Source organism: Pseudomonas sp. P105 (assembly GCF_032614175.1).
Taxonomy (GTDB): domain Bacteria; phylum Pseudomonadota; class Gammaproteobacteria; order Pseudomonadales; family Pseudomonadaceae; genus Aquipseudomonas; species Aquipseudomonas rhizophila.
In genome coordinates, this window is sequence record NZ_CP126693.1 from 2871831 (window position 1) to 2887805 (window position 15975).

14 protein-coding genes and 1 pseudogene are annotated in these 15975 nt (G+C 57.1%); 12 read left to right on the forward strand and 3 right to left on the reverse strand.

Going from position 1 to position 15975, the window contains the following annotated elements:
* Nucleotides 1–115: 115 nt before the first annotated feature.
* From QOM08_RS13030 to QOM08_RS29105, 11 genes and pseudogenes are all read left to right on the forward strand, one after another.
* Nucleotides 116–2242 carry a TonB-dependent siderophore receptor gene (locus tag QOM08_RS13030; protein ID WP_316913138.1) on the forward strand — a complete coding sequence of 709 codons (2127 nt, stop codon included), beginning with the start codon at nucleotides 116–118 and terminating at the stop codon, nucleotides 2240–2242.
* 513 nt (nucleotides 2243–2755) lie between these two features.
* Entirely contained in the window at nucleotides 2756–3424 is a 669-nt protein-coding gene (locus QOM08_RS13035) for a haloacid dehalogenase type II (RefSeq protein WP_316913116.1), read from the forward strand.
* A 135-nt stretch (nucleotides 3425–3559) separates the two neighbouring features.
* Nucleotides 3560–5317 (forward strand): dihydroxy-acid dehydratase, encoded by a 1758-nt coding sequence (locus QOM08_RS13040; RefSeq protein WP_316913139.1) that lies wholly within the window; start codon nucleotides 3560–3562, stop codon nucleotides 5315–5317.
* 9 nt (nucleotides 5318–5326) lie between these two features.
* Nucleotides 5327–6253 carry a glyoxylate/hydroxypyruvate reductase A gene (locus QOM08_RS13045; protein ID WP_316913140.1) on the forward strand — a complete coding sequence of 309 codons (927 nt, stop codon included), beginning with the start codon at nucleotides 5327–5329 and terminating at the stop codon, nucleotides 6251–6253.
* A 474-nt stretch (nucleotides 6254–6727) separates the two neighbouring features.
* Nucleotides 6728–7045 carry a hypothetical protein gene (locus QOM08_RS13050; RefSeq protein WP_316913141.1) on the forward strand — a complete coding sequence of 106 codons (318 nt, stop codon included), beginning with the start codon at nucleotides 6728–6730 and terminating at the stop codon, nucleotides 7043–7045.
* A 355-nt stretch (nucleotides 7046–7400) separates the two neighbouring features.
* Nucleotides 7401–8069, forward strand: coding sequence for a haloacid dehalogenase type II (locus tag QOM08_RS13055; protein WP_316913142.1), 669 nt, complete (start codon nucleotides 7401–7403; stop codon nucleotides 8067–8069).
* Nucleotides 8070–8096: 27 nt separating this feature from the next.
* A pseudogene (locus tag QOM08_RS13060) lies at nucleotides 8097–8450 on the forward strand (FAD-dependent oxidoreductase); the annotation flags it as partial.
* A gap of 200 nt (nucleotides 8451–8650) precedes the next feature.
* Nucleotides 8651–9307, forward strand: a complete 657-nt coding sequence (locus QOM08_RS13065; protein ID WP_316913136.1) for a 2-haloalkanoic acid dehalogenase — start codon at nucleotides 8651–8653, stop codon at nucleotides 9305–9307.
* 47 nt (nucleotides 9308–9354) lie between these two features.
* Nucleotides 9355–9843 carry an Lrp/AsnC family transcriptional regulator gene (locus tag QOM08_RS13070; RefSeq protein WP_316913137.1) on the forward strand — a complete coding sequence of 163 codons (489 nt, stop codon included), beginning with the start codon at nucleotides 9355–9357 and terminating at the stop codon, nucleotides 9841–9843.
* A 211-nt stretch (nucleotides 9844–10054) separates the two neighbouring features.
* Complete coding sequence (acs, locus tag QOM08_RS13075; RefSeq protein WP_316913143.1) at nucleotides 10055–12010, forward strand: acetate--CoA ligase; 1956 nt, start codon at nucleotides 10055–10057, stop codon at nucleotides 12008–12010.
* A 600-nt stretch (nucleotides 12011–12610) separates the two neighbouring features.
* Entirely contained in the window at nucleotides 12611–12790 is a 180-nt protein-coding gene (locus QOM08_RS29105) for a transposase (RefSeq protein WP_410479133.1), read from the forward strand.
* A 171-nt stretch (nucleotides 12791–12961) separates the two neighbouring features.
* Here QOM08_RS29105 and QOM08_RS13080 read toward each other — a convergent pair whose 3' ends face one another.
* The 3 genes from QOM08_RS13080 to QOM08_RS13085 form a co-directional block, all read right to left on the reverse strand.
* Nucleotides 12962–13945: an aldo/keto reductase gene (locus QOM08_RS13080; RefSeq protein ID WP_316913144.1), complete on the reverse strand. Its 984-nt coding sequence runs from the start codon at nucleotides 13943–13945 to the stop codon at nucleotides 12962–12964.
* Nucleotides 13942–14064, reverse strand: coding sequence for a hypothetical protein (locus QOM08_RS29110; RefSeq protein ID WP_410479134.1), 123 nt, complete (start codon nucleotides 14062–14064; stop codon nucleotides 13942–13944). The genes QOM08_RS13080 and QOM08_RS29110 overlap by 4 nt, the downstream gene beginning before the upstream one ends.
* A 98-nt stretch (nucleotides 14065–14162) precedes the next feature.
* Entirely contained in the window at nucleotides 14163–14930 is a 768-nt protein-coding gene (locus QOM08_RS13085; protein WP_316913145.1) for an SDR family oxidoreductase, read from the reverse strand.
* Nucleotides 14931–15027: 97 nt separating this feature from the next.
* Between QOM08_RS13085 and QOM08_RS13090 the strand changes: the two genes are divergently transcribed.
* Nucleotides 15028–15921 carry a LysR family transcriptional regulator gene (locus tag QOM08_RS13090; RefSeq protein ID WP_410479144.1) on the forward strand — a complete coding sequence of 298 codons (894 nt, stop codon included), beginning with the start codon at nucleotides 15028–15030 and terminating at the stop codon, nucleotides 15919–15921.
* The last annotated feature ends 54 nt before the right edge of the window (nucleotides 15922–15975 follow it).

Here is a 15975-nt window from a genome sequence, read left to right on the forward strand (position 1 = left end):
TTAGCAATATTGTTTGAAAGTAAAAGCTATTAAATGAGAATGAGAATTGATACTGTTAAGTTCAATTCCTGCCAGCTCCTAATGCGCCTGGTATCTTCTCAAAGGTTGTATGTTTATGCGTCGAACTCTCGTTTCTCTATGTGTGATCCAAGCCATCTCTCAGTCCGCCTGGGCTGAACAATCATCAACTGAAACTGCGTCGTTAGAGTTACAAGCGACCGACATCATTGGCATCTCATCCTTTGAAAGCCCGCAGGGGCCAGTGGACGGCTATCGGGCGACCCGTTCGGCCAGTGCCACCCGTACCGACACTTCGATCCATGAAACGCCACAGTCCATCAGTGTGGTGACCAAGAGTGTCGTCGAAGACATCAGTGCCACCCGATTGCGGGACGCGCTGGATTACGCTGGCGGGGTTGGACGGGCCAACAATTTCGGGGGCCAGGGGCTGACCACGTTCACCGTGCGTGGCTTTACCACCGGGGAATTTTATCGCAACGGGTTCCCGATAAATCGCGGTTATCCGAGCATGCCGGATGCAAACATCATTGAGCGGCTCGAAGTGCTGCGAGGGCCCGCGACCATGCTTTATGGCCGAGGCGATCCCGGTGGCACGTTCAACGTCGTCTCCAAGCAACCGCTGGCCGTGCCTACTGTGACCCTGGGTAGTCAACTCGATGATCAGGGAATGAAGCGCGGCACGCTGGACGCCTCCGGCCCGCTGGATGAAGAAGGCCGCCTGGCCTATCGCCTGAACGTGGTGGGCGAGGGCGGTGATACCTTCCGCGATGATGTCGAGACTGAACGTTACGGCGTAACGCCGGTGCTTTCCTGGCAGGCCACCGACGATACTAAGGTGGTTTTCGAAGGCGATTTCATGCGCAATAACCACCCGCTGGATCGTGGTGTTACGCGCTATTCGAATCAGATCGGCACCGCGTCTCGCGATACCTTCTTTGGCGAAAAAGACGTTGGCAAGTTGCACAACGACAACAACATGGCGCAACTGCGATTCGAACACCTGCTGAGTGATAACTGGACGTTGGGCGGTGGCTTCCAATGGCTCGATGGCACCCTGCAGGGCAATGCCGTTGAGGCCAATGGTGTCGCGGCCGATGGACGCACTCTGGGCCGCAACTTCAACTACCGCAAGCTGGAGTGGACGGATAAGGACACCCAGCTCAACCTCACTGGGCATTTCACCGCAGGCGGTTTCGATCACACCTTGTTGACCGGTGTCGAGTACGAGGATTACGACTACCAGTCGATCATTCAACGCTCCAGCGGGGCGGTGAGTGCCTACCCAATTGATATCTTCGACCCGATGTATGGTCAACCTCGCCCAGCTCTGACCCGAACCCCAACCAACGACAAAGAAAACCTCAAGACCTACGCCGCGTTCATCCAGGATCAGGTGGCCTTGACCGAGCGCTTGCGCGTCCTGGCCGGGGCCCGCTTCGAGCGCTTCGAACATGACTACGAAACCTTTGTACCGGGCGGCAAAAGCTGGGAGGCCAGCGACAATGCCGTGACACCGCGCGTGGGGGTGACCTATGACCTCACCGACACCGTAGCCATCTATGCCGACACGGCTCGCTCGTTTAAACCCAATAGCGGTGCCAGTCGCCAGGGCGGTGGTTTTGAACCGGAAAAGGGCAAGTCCTATGAAATGGGTATCAAGTGGGAAGCCCTGGACCGTCAGTTGAGTGTCGATGCGGCTATCTACCAGATCGAAAAGCGCAACGTGCTCACCACTGACTCTGTGGACTCGGCTTTCAGCGTGGCGGCTGGCGACGTGCGTAGCCGTGGTTTTGACCTGAATGTCGCCGGTAACTTGACCCCGCAATGGCGAGTGATTGGCGGTTACGCTTACGTCGATGCCGAGGTAACCAAGGACAACGTCATCCAGTCCGGCACTCGGCTGATGAACATTCCGCAGAACAGCTTCAGCCTGCTCAATGTCTACGAGCTTCAGGAAGGCGCGCTTAAAGGGCTGGGGCTTGGGACAGGTCTCAAGTACGTCGATGAGCGCGCAGGGCAGACCGCCAATACAGCGTTTTCAATGGGCAGCTACACGGTTGTCGATCTGCTGAGCTACTACAAGATCAACGACAAAATCAGGCTCAATCTGGATGTGAAAAACCTGACTGACGAAGACTATGAGGAAGGGGCATTCGGCAACGTTTACGCTTACCCAGGAGCGTCCAGAACCTTACAGGTCGGTGCTTCCTACACTTTTTAGATTTACGCATGATGTGGGTCAACCACTATGGATGCAGCGTCAACGATGTGCTGCCGACCGGGCCTTTCAGCGCTCGGGCATCGATTAGGATATTGGGTTGCGAAACCTTCGAGGCAAACCTGCGCCACAAGAGTGTGTTGATTGATATTGGCAGCTGATCGATTTGTCAGAACGTCGCAAATTATGGCAACCGGTGCTTCCCTCGGAAGCACTTACTTGCGTTTTTTTCGGACAGAATTCTCTGCGGATCTGGTGGCCTGCATGTGCTTTAGGAGTAGGGTGGCAATGATCCGAAAGGTGCCTGTGGCCTGGAAATTAGCCGCTCTGCGGTGCTTCCGCAAAGTCTGCTGATCACCCTCGGAAAAACGGTGGAATATGTCAGCCCGCTCGTGCTTTTAACGCCATCTGCTGGTTTCGCAGTGTTGTAATGAGTTCGTGGAGCTGCGACGTGTTATCACCCCTTAAGGGGGGTGACGGCGTCATGTTTATTAACAAACTTTCAGGACTATCCTAATGAGCTTTCTGCGCCCCAAGTACATTACGTTCGACTGCTACGGCACGCTGACCAACTTCCAGATGGGACCGTTGACGCGCGAACTGTTCGCCGATCGTATTGCCCCTGAGCAGATGGATCAGTTCGTCAAGGATTTCACTGCTTATCGCCTGGATCAAGTGATGGGTGACTGGCGACCGTATGATGAAATCCTCAAGACTGCCATGTCGCGGCTGTGCAAACGCTGGGGCATCGAATATCGCGGTGAGGGTCAACTTTACTACGATGCCGTGCCGACCTGGGGTCCGCATGCCGACGTGACGGCCGGTCTGTCGAAGATCGCCGACAAGATCCCCCTGGTGATCTTCTCCAACGCAATGGACGAGCAGATCATGTCCAACGTCGACAAGCTGGGTGTACCCTTCCACAAGGTGTTCACAGCTCAGCAAGCTCAGTCCTACAAGCCGCGCCTGGCGGCCTTCGAATACATGATCGACAACCTCGGTTGCGGTCCTGAAGATATCCTCCATGTCTCTTCGAGCTTCCGTTACGACCTGATGCCGGCCGAGGACATGAAGATCAAGAACAAGGCCTTCGTCGCCCGTGGACACGAACAGCCGGGCAATGCCTGCTACAGCTACCGCCAAATCTCCGATATCGGTGGGTTGGCTGGCTTGGTCGGCCTCTGATCCATTTCAAGGCGCAAGGGGTTGCACATGCACAGTGAATCTTACTGGCTCGATACCGCACCGGTGTTCACCAGTACGCAGGCTGGTGCACTACTAATTAGAATTATTCCGAGCATATGACGGCAAGGTGATCTCATGAGCGATAACAAAACCAAACAAGGCCGACCCCTACGTAGCGCGCGCTGGTTCCGCAAGGATGACCTGCCTGGCTTCGTGCATCGCTCGACCTTGGCGGCAGTCGGGTGGAGTCGTGAAGATCTGATGGAGCGTCCCGTAGTAGGCATCCTGAACACCTGGTCCGACATCAACCCATGCAATCTCAATCTTCGCGCTCTTGCGGAGGAGGTGAGGATCGGGGTTCTCGAAGCGGGCGGCATCCCGTTCGAGGCGCCGCTGATGTCGCTCAGCGAGAACATCATCAAACCGAGCTCGTTCCCATTTCGAAACCTGCTCTCGATGGAGGCCGAGGAGTCCATTCGCGCCTACCCGTTCGATGCGGTGGTGCTACTCGGAGGGTGCGACAAGACGCAGCCGGCGCTGCTGATGGGCGCTGCAAGCGCCGGGGTTCCGTTCATTTTCCTGGCCAGTGGTCCGGCTACGCCACGTTCATCGACTGGCGGGAATCTAGCGAACGCTACCGGCGTCTGGCGCCTGGTCGACCAGTTGCGCGCCGGTGAGCTCTCCGAAGGCGACTTCGGGACGTTCGAACGCAGCGTCATGGGCACCGCGGGCCACTGCGCCGAGATGGGTACCGCCTCTTCCATGGCGACCATTTGCGAGGCGTTAGGTGTATCCCTGCCCGGCAGCAGCCTGGTACCAGCGGTCGATCGACGCCGCAATCAGATCGCCCGCGAGGTGGGTCGTCGTAGCGTTCGCATGGCCGCCGAAGGCGCTCCCCTCCCTAGTGAGATCCTCGACGAACGGGCCTTCGATAACGCCATTACGCTCCTATGTGCGGTAGGCGGTTCGACCAACGTCATCATCCACCTGCTGGCGCTCGCCGGCCGTGTCGGCGTACCGCTGACCCTGGATCGCTTCGACGAGATTGCCCGTCGTGTGCCGTTGATCGCCAACGTCCAGCCCGCCGGTGAACATTTGACCGAACGGCTAATGACCGCGGGTGGAGTGCCGGCCCTGCTCAAGACTCTCAAGCCGCTCTTGCATTTGGACGCGCGGACTGTCGACGGGCGCACTATCGGCGAAATCATCGAGACCGCCGAGGTCATCGATACGGAAATTATTCGCCCCTTGGACAATCCGGTAAAGCCAGGCGAGACACTGGTTGTGGTGAGGGGCAACTTGGCGCCGGATGGGGCGGTAATGAAGACCTGCGCCGCGGATCCGAAACTGTTCCGTCATCGCGGCCCTGCAGTGATTTTCGAGGATGTCCAGACGGTCGCCGACCGGATCGACGATCCCGCGCTCGGCATCGACGAGAACAGCGTGCTCATTCTGCGCAACGTCGGTCCCGTGGGTGCGGCAATGCCGGAGTGGGGAATGTTGCCTCTGCCGCGCCACCTGATGGCGCGGGGCGTGCGCGACATGCTCCGCATCTCGGACGCACGAATGAGCGGCACAGCCTACGGCGCCGCGGTGTTGCATGTATCCCCCGAGGCCGCTATCGGCGGTCCGCTCGCCCTGGTGCGCAACGGCGACATCATCGAGCTGGACGTTGCCGCTCGCCGGCTGGAACTCTGCGTCGACCCAGAAGAGCTAGAGCGTCGCCGCAAGGAATGGCAGCCTCCGCTTTCTAAGCATATACGCGGCTATCGCAATCTCTACAACCAACACATCGAGCAGGCTCATCTCGGCTGCGACTTTGACTTTCTCCGCGGCGCCGATGAAGAGACCCTTCCCGAAGGGCTCTTCGACGGCTGGGTAGGCGGCTGGTAGGATTTCCATATGAGCATTCTCTATCGATCAGATTTACCGCGTGCAGCCGCCTGGGCGAGCTACTTCGCCGAGTATGCCCCCGACCTTGACTTCCGGATCTGGCCCGATGTCGGCGATCTTAATGAGGTTGAATACTTGATCGCCTGGCAAGCGCCGGCGGAGTTTTTGGCCACGCTACCCCGGCTGAAGGTACTGTTCTCCTCGGGGGCCGGCGTCGATCATGTCGACTTTTCCGCCGTACCGGCGCACATTCCCCTCGTCAGGATGGTCGAGCCAGGCATCATCAACGGCATGGTGGAGTATGTAAGCCTCGCAGTACTGGCCCTTCACCGCGACTTCTTCGACTATGTGGTGGCGAATGATGCGCGCGTTTGGCATCCTCTCGAGGTGCCACCTGCTTCGGCCCGCACGATCGGCGTCATGGGCATGGGCTCCCTCGGCTGCGCCGTTCTGGAGCGGCTGGCGACCTACGGCTTCCGACTGCGCGGTTGGAATCGCTCTCCGCGCGATCTGGACGGTGTGGAGAGTTTCGCCGGCGCCGATCAGTTGCAGCCCTTCCTCGATGGTTGCGATGTCCTGATCTGCTTGTTGCCGCTCACCCCTTCTACCAAGGGTATTCTGAATCGCGAGCTGTTTTCGGCGCTGCCCGCCGGAGCGGCGCTGATCAACGTCGGCCGCGGCCCACACCTTGTGGATGCGGATCTCCTTGAAGCACTGGATTCGGGCCAGTTGTCCCGCGCGATCCTCGATGTGACAGAGCCCGAGCCCCTGCCGATGGAGCACCCCTTCTGGACGCATTCACGGGTGTTCCTGACGCCGCACGTGGCGAGCATGACCCAGCCCGAATCGGCTGCGCCAATTCTGCTGGAGAACGTTCGCCGGCATCAACGGGGAGAGCCACTCACTGACGTCATCGACCGATCCCGCGGTTATTGAGTAAACAGTCAAATGCACCAGCAAAAAAACTGCAGGTAAGAGTACGCCCTACTGGTGGGGGTAGCACCGCTAGAGCCGCTACGGCGGCAGCTGAATTCCTGGAAAACTCGCAGGCTCTTTGCTGCGAGTGGTGCTGCTCAGCCGGCTTGGTGAGTTGTCGATAAGCGCGTCGACCTCTGCTGGCGGAGTATTCCCGATGGGTTCCAGCAGCAGTTGTTAGCTGAACCAGTTTCGCCAATCCAGTGTAGTCAGCCTCAGGTCTTCGGGTTTTCCTCGACCACCGAGTTTCCGCCAGCCCATTGTCATAAGAGTCGCCCACGCTAGCCGTGGACGACTCGACTTTCGTTCTCGGCCAAGTGGTTCTGCAATCGCTTTGGTTGATCAGCTTACCGTTGTTGGCGGGCGGTTCCATCGCCTCGAGTATCTCAGTGCGAGTTGAGCTGGAAACCCTCAAACACATAATGTGAGCACTCCATGCTAACGGACATAACTTGGGGCGGCGCCTTTACCGGTCGCACCCGCGGCTTGAACTGGACGGCTGCAACACGGTCGTGCTCGAGAAGGCTTTATTCCGGAGGTGACGGTGCTGATCTTCGAGAAGCAGCGCAGGCTCTGCGCCTGATTCGCGGCCTGGAAGCCGAGATGATGTGGGTCAGCTACTTTGGATGCAGCGTCAACGATGTGCTGCCGACCGGGCCTTTCAGCGCTCGGGCATCGATTAGGATATTGGGTTGCGAAACCTTCGAGGCAAACCTGCGCCACAAGAGTGTGTTGATTGATATTGGCAGCTGATCGATTTGTCAGAACGTCGCAAATTATGGCAACCGGTGCTTCCCTCGGAAGCACTTACTTGCGTTTTTTTCGGACAGAATTCTCTGCGGATCTGGTGGCCTGCATGTGCTTTAGGAGTAGGGTGGCAATGATCCGAAAGGTGCCTGTGGCCTGGAAATTAGCCGCTCTGCGATGCTTCCGCAAAGTCTGCTGATCACCCTCGGAAAAACGGTGGAATATGTCAGCCCGCTCGTGCTTTTAACGCCATCTGCTGGTTTCGCAGTGTTGTAATGAGTTCGTGGAGCTGCGACGTGTTATCACCCCTTAAGGGGGGTGGCGGCGTCATGTTTATTAACAAACTTTCAGGACTATCCTAATGAGCTTTCTGCGCCCCAAGTACATTACGTTCGACTGCTACGGCACGCTGACTAACTTCCAGATGGGACCGTTGACGCGCGAGCTGTTCGCCGATCGTATTGCCCCTGAGCAGATGGATCAGTTCGTCAAGGATTTCACTGCTTATCGCCTGGATCAAGTGATGGGTGACTGGCGACCGTATGATGAAATCCTCAAGACTGCCATGTCGCGGCTGTGCAAACGCTGGGGCATCGAATATCGCGGTGAGGGTCAACTTTACTACGATGCCGTGCCGACCTGGGGTCCGCATGCCGACGTGACGGCCGGTTTGTCGAAGATCGCCGACAAGATTCCCCTGGTGATCTTCTCCAATGCAATGGACGAGCAGATCATGTCCAACGTCGACAAGCTGGGTGTGCCCTTCCACAAGGTGTTCACTGCTCAGCAAGCTCAGTCCTACAAGCCGCGCCTGGCGGCCTTCGAATACATGATCGACAACCTCGGTTGCGGTCCTGAAGACATCCTCCATGTCTCTTCGAGCTTCCGTTACGACCTGATGCCGGCCGAGGACATGAAGATCAAGAACAAGGCCTTCGTCGCCCGTGGCCACGAACAGCCGGGCAATGACTACTACAGCTACCGCCAAATCTCCGATATCGGTGGGCTGGCTGGCTTGGTCGGCCTCTGATCCACTCCAAGGCGCAAGGGGTTGCACATGCGCAGTGAATCTGACTGGCTCGATACCGCACCGGTGTTCACCAGTACGCAAACAGAGGCGCTGCCAGTGCGGGTCGACGTGGTGGTCGTTGGCGGAGGCTTCACGGGCCTTTCGGCAGCCCGGGCGCTGGACCCTGAAGGGGGCCAGCGTGGCAGTGCTAGAAGCGCCGGGCGGGTGGTCGTTGAAGCCTCCGGGCGCAACGGCCCAGGACTATAGCGGCCTTATCGCAGCCTCGGCGCTGAGCGGGCGCGCGCTTACTAACGCGCCTATGAAAGCGCAGTGCAGAGCGTGGTCACGCTGGTCGAGCAAGATCGTATAGCCCGTGAGCTACTGTCCGCCGCCCGGATCCGCGCCGAAGTAAGAGAGCCAGAAGAATTCGGAAAAATTGTACGCTAAGACTTTTGGAGGCGAGCGGCGGACGCGATTCTTAAAGCGGCGTTGTTACGCGTGTTGGATTAATCTCAGCTCTCGGTTGGCGCAATGCAGCAATGCGCCGACCGAGGGCATTAGAGCACATGGATTGATGAATGCATCATGGGAGGCTACACACCATGCACCTGACTGATTATCGTGCATTGCTGATCGATTGCGACGAAGTCTTGGTCGATCGGGATTCCGGTATCTGGACGGCCCTGCAACCGTTGCTCGAAAACCATCTGGGGATGCCGCGCAGGGATGAGGTATTGGCTCAGTTTGAGGAGGTGGTGCGCACGCTCTATCCGCGTTTTTCCGAGCTGGGCTTCAGTGGCTTATTGTGCTTTGCCCATCGTCAGCTGGCAGAGCGTTTTGGGCTCAAGGCCAGTTGGGAAGAGGGCATGAGTTTCGCCCGTTCGGCATGCAACTGGTCGCTGTTCGAGGACGCGCCCGGCGCCATGTTGTATCTGCGCAAGTTCTATCGGTTGCTGGTGTACTGCGATCGTGATGCTGAAGATCGCGAGCAGCTCTGTGAGCGTTTGGGAATTTTACCCGAAGACCTGCATTCCCGAGCCAGTAATCCATTGGAGGACGGCGCATGGTTGCTGGCCAACAACCTGGAGCCAAGTAATATTCTGCAGGTTTCCAGACCTCCTGCGCAGCCGCCAAAATCGGCTGGTTTGTGCCTGATCCGCCGTGGCCATGAGGATTATATTCAGGAATATTCCGCAGATTTTTACATCACTAGCATGGCCGACTTGGTCGCTCAGCATCAGCAATCTTTGCATCGCTGATTTTGCTATAACCTCTGTACATCTGAACGGCAATCAAGAGGTACGCGATGGAAGGTGTGATCAAACTAGACCGAATTGATATCAGTATCCTGGTTGAGCTACAAAAAGACGGTCGAATGACCAACGTCAGTCTGGCCGACGCGGTGGGTCTATCTTCCAGTCCTTGCTTGCAGCGGGTCAAGCGGCTTGAATCAGCCGGCTATATTTCCGGGTATAGGGCCCATCTCAATCTCGCCAAGATCACCGACTCGGTGACGGTATTCACTGAGATCACGCTCAGCGACCACAAGCGTGAAGACTTCGCCAAGTTCGAGTCCAATATCCGTTTGGTCGATGAGGTACTTGAGTGCCACTTGATCAGCGGTGGTTACGATTACCTGGTGCGTTTCATGACTTGCAGCATCCAGCATTATCAGGAAGTGATTGAAGGCCTGCTGGACAAGAACATCGGTATATCCAAGTACTTCAGTTACATCGTCATCAAATCGCCGGTCCTCAAGGATGGGGTTCCGCTGCGTAGGCTATTGCGTCACTGACGCCACGTAAGTCAATTGGATCAGATGGAGTAAGAACCAGTACGAAGTCCAAATCCATATTGCTCAGGTGCGTCGGGCTATGACCGTCGTTAAACGAGCACATCACCATCATGGGCGGGCTTGAGACGTCGGCTATAGCGCTTGCGAGCTGAGGTCGTTTAATCAGTGCTAAACAATTAACAAATACAATTATTCCACCGAGGTAAGAAAGATGAGTGCGGCTTCTCTGTATCCCGTTCGTCCCGAGGTTCTGGCCAATACGCTGACTGACGAGGCAACCTACAAAGCCATGTACCAGCAGTCCGTCGTCAACCCGGACGGATTCTGGCGCGAGCAAGCCAAGTGCCTCGACTGGATCAAGCCTTTCACCACGGTGAAGCAAACCTCCTTCGACGATCACCATGTCGACATCAAATGGTTCGCCGACGGCACCCTGAACGTTTCCTACAACTGCCTCGACCGTCATCTGGCCGAGCGCGGCGATCAAGTCGCGATCATTTGGGAAGGGGATGACCCTGCCGAAAGCCGCAACATCACCTACCGCGAGCTGCACGAACAAGTCTGCAAGTTCGCCAACGCCCTGCGCGGCCAGGATGTGCACCGCGGCGACGTGGTGACTATCTATATGCCGATGATCCCCGAAGCCGTGGTCGCCATGCTGGCGTGTACCCGGATCGGCGCGATTCACTCGGTGGTGTTCGGTGGTTTCTCGCCGGAAGCCCTGGCGGGCCGGATCATCGACTGCAAATCCAAAGTGGTGATCACCGCCGACGAAGGCGTTCGTGCCGGCAAGAAGATCCCGCTCAAGACCAACGTCGACGACGCGCTGACCAACCCGGAAACCAGCAGCATTCAGAAAGTCATCGTGTGCCAGCGCACCGGTGGCGACATCGAGTGGAACCAGCATCGCGACATCTGGTTCGAAGACCTGATGAAAGTGGCGGGCAGTGTCTGCGCGCCGAAAGAGATGGGCGCCGAAGAAGCACTGTTCATCCTTTATACCTCCGGTTCGACCGGGAAGCCGAAGGGCGTGCAACACACCACCGCCGGCTACCTGCTGTACGCGGCGATGACCCACGAGCGTGTGTTCGACTACCGCCCGGGCGAAATCTACTGGTGCACCGCCGACGTGGGCTGGGTCACCGGCCACAGCTACATCGTGTACGGCCCGCTGGCCAATGGCGCGACCACGCTGCTGTTCGAAGGCGTGCCGAACTTTCCGGACATTACCCGGATGGCGAAGATCGTCGACAAGCACAAGGTCAACATCCTCTACACCGCACCCACCGCGATCCGCGCGATGATGGCGCAGGGCACTGCGGCCGTTGAAGGCGCTGATGGCAGCAGCCTGCGTCTGTTGGGTTCGGTGGGTGAGCCGATCAACCCGGAAGCCTGGGACTGGTACTACAAGAACGTCGGCAAGTCCCGTTGCCCGATCGTCGATACCTGGTGGCAGACCGAAACCGGCGGCAACATGATGAGCCCGCTGCCTGGTGCTCACGGTCTCAAGCCGGGTTCGGCGGCACGTCCGTTTTTCGGCGTAGTGCCGGCACTGGTGGACAACCTAGGCAATATCCTCGAAGGCGTGGCCGAGGGCAACCTGGTGATTCTCGATTCGTGGCCAGGCCAGGCGCGTACGCTGTATGGCGACCACGATCGCTTCGTCGATACCTACTTCAAGACCTTCCGCGGCATGTATTTCACCGGTGACGGTGCGCGTCGTGACGAAGACGGTTACTACTGGATCACCGGTCGCGTGGATGACGTGCTCAACGTGTCCGGCCACCGAATGGGCACTGCCGAGATTGAAAGTGCGATGGTTGCCCACCCGAAAGTTGCCGAAGCGGCCGTGGTTGGTGTGCCGCACGACATCAAGGGGCAGGGCATTTATGTCTACGTCACTATCAATAGCGACGAAGAGGCGGACGACAAACTGCGTATTGAGCTTAAAAACTGGGTGCGCAAGGAGATCGGTCCGATAGCTTCACCCGATGTCATCCATTGGGCGCCGGGCCTGCCGAAAACTCGTTCGGGCAAGATCATGCGCCGGATTCTGCGCAAGATTGCGACTGGCGAATATGATGGGCTGGGTGATATCTCCACTCTGGCCGATCCGAGCGTGGTTCAGCACCTGATCGACACTCACAAAACAATGAACGCCTCATAAATTAAAAAGCCATGTCGAGCATGAAGCTTCGCCCGGTCATTTACCGTGAGGAGATTCTTTGTCCATTGAGCTGTTGGACAGTAACGTTGTCTTCACCGTGATCTCTGAAAATAATCGATCCCTGGAAAACTCAGGCGCTTCCAACAGGCAGGATCGCTCGGCTGTAACGATACTTAATTCAACATCCTGGCGAAGCGGCCAGTGTGTGACGTCCCGGCCTACTCGGCGCAAAGCGCCGCCGAGTTGGTGATTGCGTCAATCTTCGCCCTGCGTCCACAGCTGTTCGCCTACCAGTCTGCAGCGCTGCAAGACTAGCCGAGTTCACGATATTTTTTGCGCCCGTCGCGCGCCGATTCAGGATGTTCAGGGCAGCGTGCTGGGCATCATCGGTCGGGGGAGGTATCCGCCGCCTGGCCACAGCACGTCTGGCGAACGCCGTGAACATGCAGTTGCTCGTTGCCGACCACCGTGGCGTCGTCCCGGTGCGTCTTAGGAGTGTTTGCGTCCGGCCAAGTCATCTGCCCAACCCCGCAAAGCCAAGACATGGTGTGCACTTGAATTTAAGTGGGCACCATGTCTAGCCTTTTAAACGGGTATTTCATGCAGCGACAACGTCGTTCCTACTCCAAGTCCTTCAAGGCTCAGGTCATTCAAGAGTGTGCCCAGCCCGGCGCTTCAATTGCCAGCATCGCACTCAGCCATAGCCTCAACGCAAACCTCGTCCACAAATGGATTCGGATACACACACACAGAAAACACGGCACTGCAACCTGCATTTAGTCCGCTACCCATGCAGATGGCCGGAGCGAAATCGCAAGGTACCCAGAACCCGCTGTGCTTCGACGAGAACAGTGGGTTATGCAACGCATCGATACTCACCGGTGGGCAGGTCACGGCGTTCGCTCATCGTCAGCAAACCCTGGCCAACCCACCCTGGTGAAAAACGCCGGATTAAGTTGGATCGATCTGCTGCATGTGCATCTCTGACATACGCTCGCCATGCACCGTCAATTTGGAGAACTGCTGCTCCATTGCCAACAGGTCGTCGCTTGCCAGTTGAATATTCAACGCGCCGAGGTTTTCGGTCAGGTGATCGACTATGCGTGTGCCTGGGATTGGGACGATCCAGGACTTCTGTGCGAGCAACCATGCAATCGCGACTTGTGCAGGTGTCCCGCCTTTTGCCGTGGCAACCTTTCTCAGGATGTCCACGACCGGCATGTTCGCTGTCATGTTTTCAGGGGACATGCGCGGGAATGTTCCTCGGAAATCGGTCTTTGGATCGAACTTGGTGTTAGCGTCCATCTTGCCAGTCAGATAGCCTTCACCCAACGGCGCCCATGGGACGAAACCGATCCCTAACTCCTCGCAGGCCGCGAGTACCCCGTTATGCTCCGGGTCTCGATGGAAGAATGAGTATTCCGTCTGAATTGCAGCAACAGGCTGCACGGCGTGCGCGCGGCGAATGGTTTTGGCACTGGCTTCAGATAACCCAAAATGCAGGATCTTGCCTTCCGCAATCAGATCCTTGATAGCGCCCGCTACGTCTTCAATGGGCACGTTGGGATCGACGCGATGCTGGTAGTAGAGATCAATACGCTCGGTCTGCAAGCGTTTGAGAGATTCCTCTACGACCTTTTTGATGTGTTCTGGGCGGCTGTTCAGACCGATGGTGCCATCAATGGCGAAACCAAATTTGCTAGCGATCTTCACTTGGTCGCGAAACGGCTTGATAGCTTTGCCGACCAGTTCTTCGTTGGTATAGGGGCCGTACACTTCTGCTGTATCGAAGAAGGTGACGCCTTTTTCAAAAGCCGTACGAAGCGTTTGAATGCCTTGATCAATATCAGCCGGTGGGCCGTAGTTGGAGCTGATGCTCATGCAACCGGCGCCGATGGCTGAAACTTCTAAACTTCCTAGATGGCGTTTAGTCATTTTTCCAGTTCCTCCAGAAGGGAGTTTTTCGAGTTATGGACAGCAATGGGCGGGACCGATCCTCCCCATACCGAAGCTCCGACTGCAAGGGCAGCCCCTGTAAGCGCTGCTCTCGTCACGAACTCGCGGCGGCCAAGAGATGTGAAAAAGCCGGTACCACTGGCTTGTCGCTGCCCATTAAAACTCCTGAGTTCGTATGGTTTTGCGTCTTATAGAATCAGTGCGCTGTGAAGCCGCCATCGACTGGCAATGCCGTAGCGACAACAAAACTCGCCGCTGAGCTGCACAGCCAGAGCACGGCTGCGGCAATCTCGTCCGGATGACCCAGGCGGTTAATAGGTTGTTCGCGCTTAACCCCCTCCATCGCTTCGGGAGATCGCTCAAGCAGGTCGGTGAACATAGGTGTGTCGATGACGCCAGGACAAACCGCGTTCACCCGGATGCCGCGAGCTGCATATTCAACGCCTGCACTTTTGGTCAATCCGATCACGCCATGTTTGGTCGCGTGATAAGCGGCGCGATCAGCCAGGCCAACCAACCCCCCTAGGGACGAGCAGTTAACAATCGCACCGCTGCCTTGGCGTTCCATCTGGGCCAACTCATGTTTCATACAGGCCCAGACACCACGCAAATTGATGGCGTTGAGTCGGTCGAAAGACTCTGCAGTTTCGTTGGTCAATGGGCCGGAATGGCCAGCGATACCGGCATTGTTGAAGGCCATATCCAGTCGGCCATAAGTGGCTACGGTACGTTCAACCATCGCGGCCACTTGCTTCTCGTCCGCCACGTCGCAGACGACGGCCGTCACCTTGAATCCGGCAGCGCGCAGCTTGTCGGTTTCGCTGTGAAGCGTCGCTTCGTTGATGTCCGCCAAGATGACGGCTGCGCCTGTTTTAGCGAAAGCTTGTGCCGCAGCGAGACCAATGCCAGCACTCGCGCCAGTCACTAAGGCTACCTGTCCGTTAAAATCGTAGATTGGGTTCAAGGATGAGTTCCACACTGAATGTAGAGCCAATCTAGCAGCGCACCGAAAAAATGATTAGATGGTATGGTGGGAATGAACCTATATCAGTTGGATATCAATCATGCGAGATACCGTTAATGACTTGGTCGCCTTCCTAACGGTTGCGCGAGAGCGGAGCTTTACAAAGGCAGCGGCTCAGTTAGGAACGTCACAGCCTGCACTGAGCCGGACGCTGAGGCGTCTCGAAGAGCAATTAGGTGTGCAGCTGCTAACTCGCAGTACCCGAAGCGTTTCGCCGACGGACGCTGGAGAGCGCTTGATAGGCTCTATAAGTCCGCACTTTGAAGGCATCGAAGCTGGACTTGCGGATCTGTCCGAGCTAAGTGGAAAACCGGCAGGCACCTTACGGATCACCTCGGTTGAACATGCCTCAGCAATAATTCTGACTCCAGCAGTCAGTAGGCTCATGCTGGATTATCCAGAGGTCGGGGTTGAAATCAACAATGACTACGGCTTGGTCGATATCGTCGAGCAGCGGTACGACGCCGGGATTCGTTTAGGCGAGCAGGTGGCCAAGGACATGATCGGGGTTCGGATAGGTCCAGACTTCCGACAGGCTGTGGTCGGTTCGCCTTCGTACTTCGAGCGCAGGCCTAAACCCGTTACGCCTCATGATCTGACAGCCCATAACGGAATTAATCTGCGTCTGCCGACATCAGGTGGTCTCTGGTCCTGGCCGTTCGCAAAAGAGGGGCGGGAGGTGAGGGTCCGAGCGGAGGGTCGAATGGTGTGCAACACGGTCCCCCTGATGCTGGACTTCGCGCTCGCGGGCGTGGGACTTGCCCATCTGCCGGAAGACGTTGTTGAACATCACCTCCTCGGAGGCCGTTTGGTACGCGTATTAGATGACTGGTGTCCTACGGTCACCGGGTATCACCTCTATTATCCGAGCCGTAGACAGCCCAAGCCTGCGTTCAAGCTTTTGCTGGACTTGCTGCGTTCAGGCGTGTGATGTGGCAATGAGAATGCGGCTGAGCGGGACTGGCAGTTAGCGCTAATGACTGCT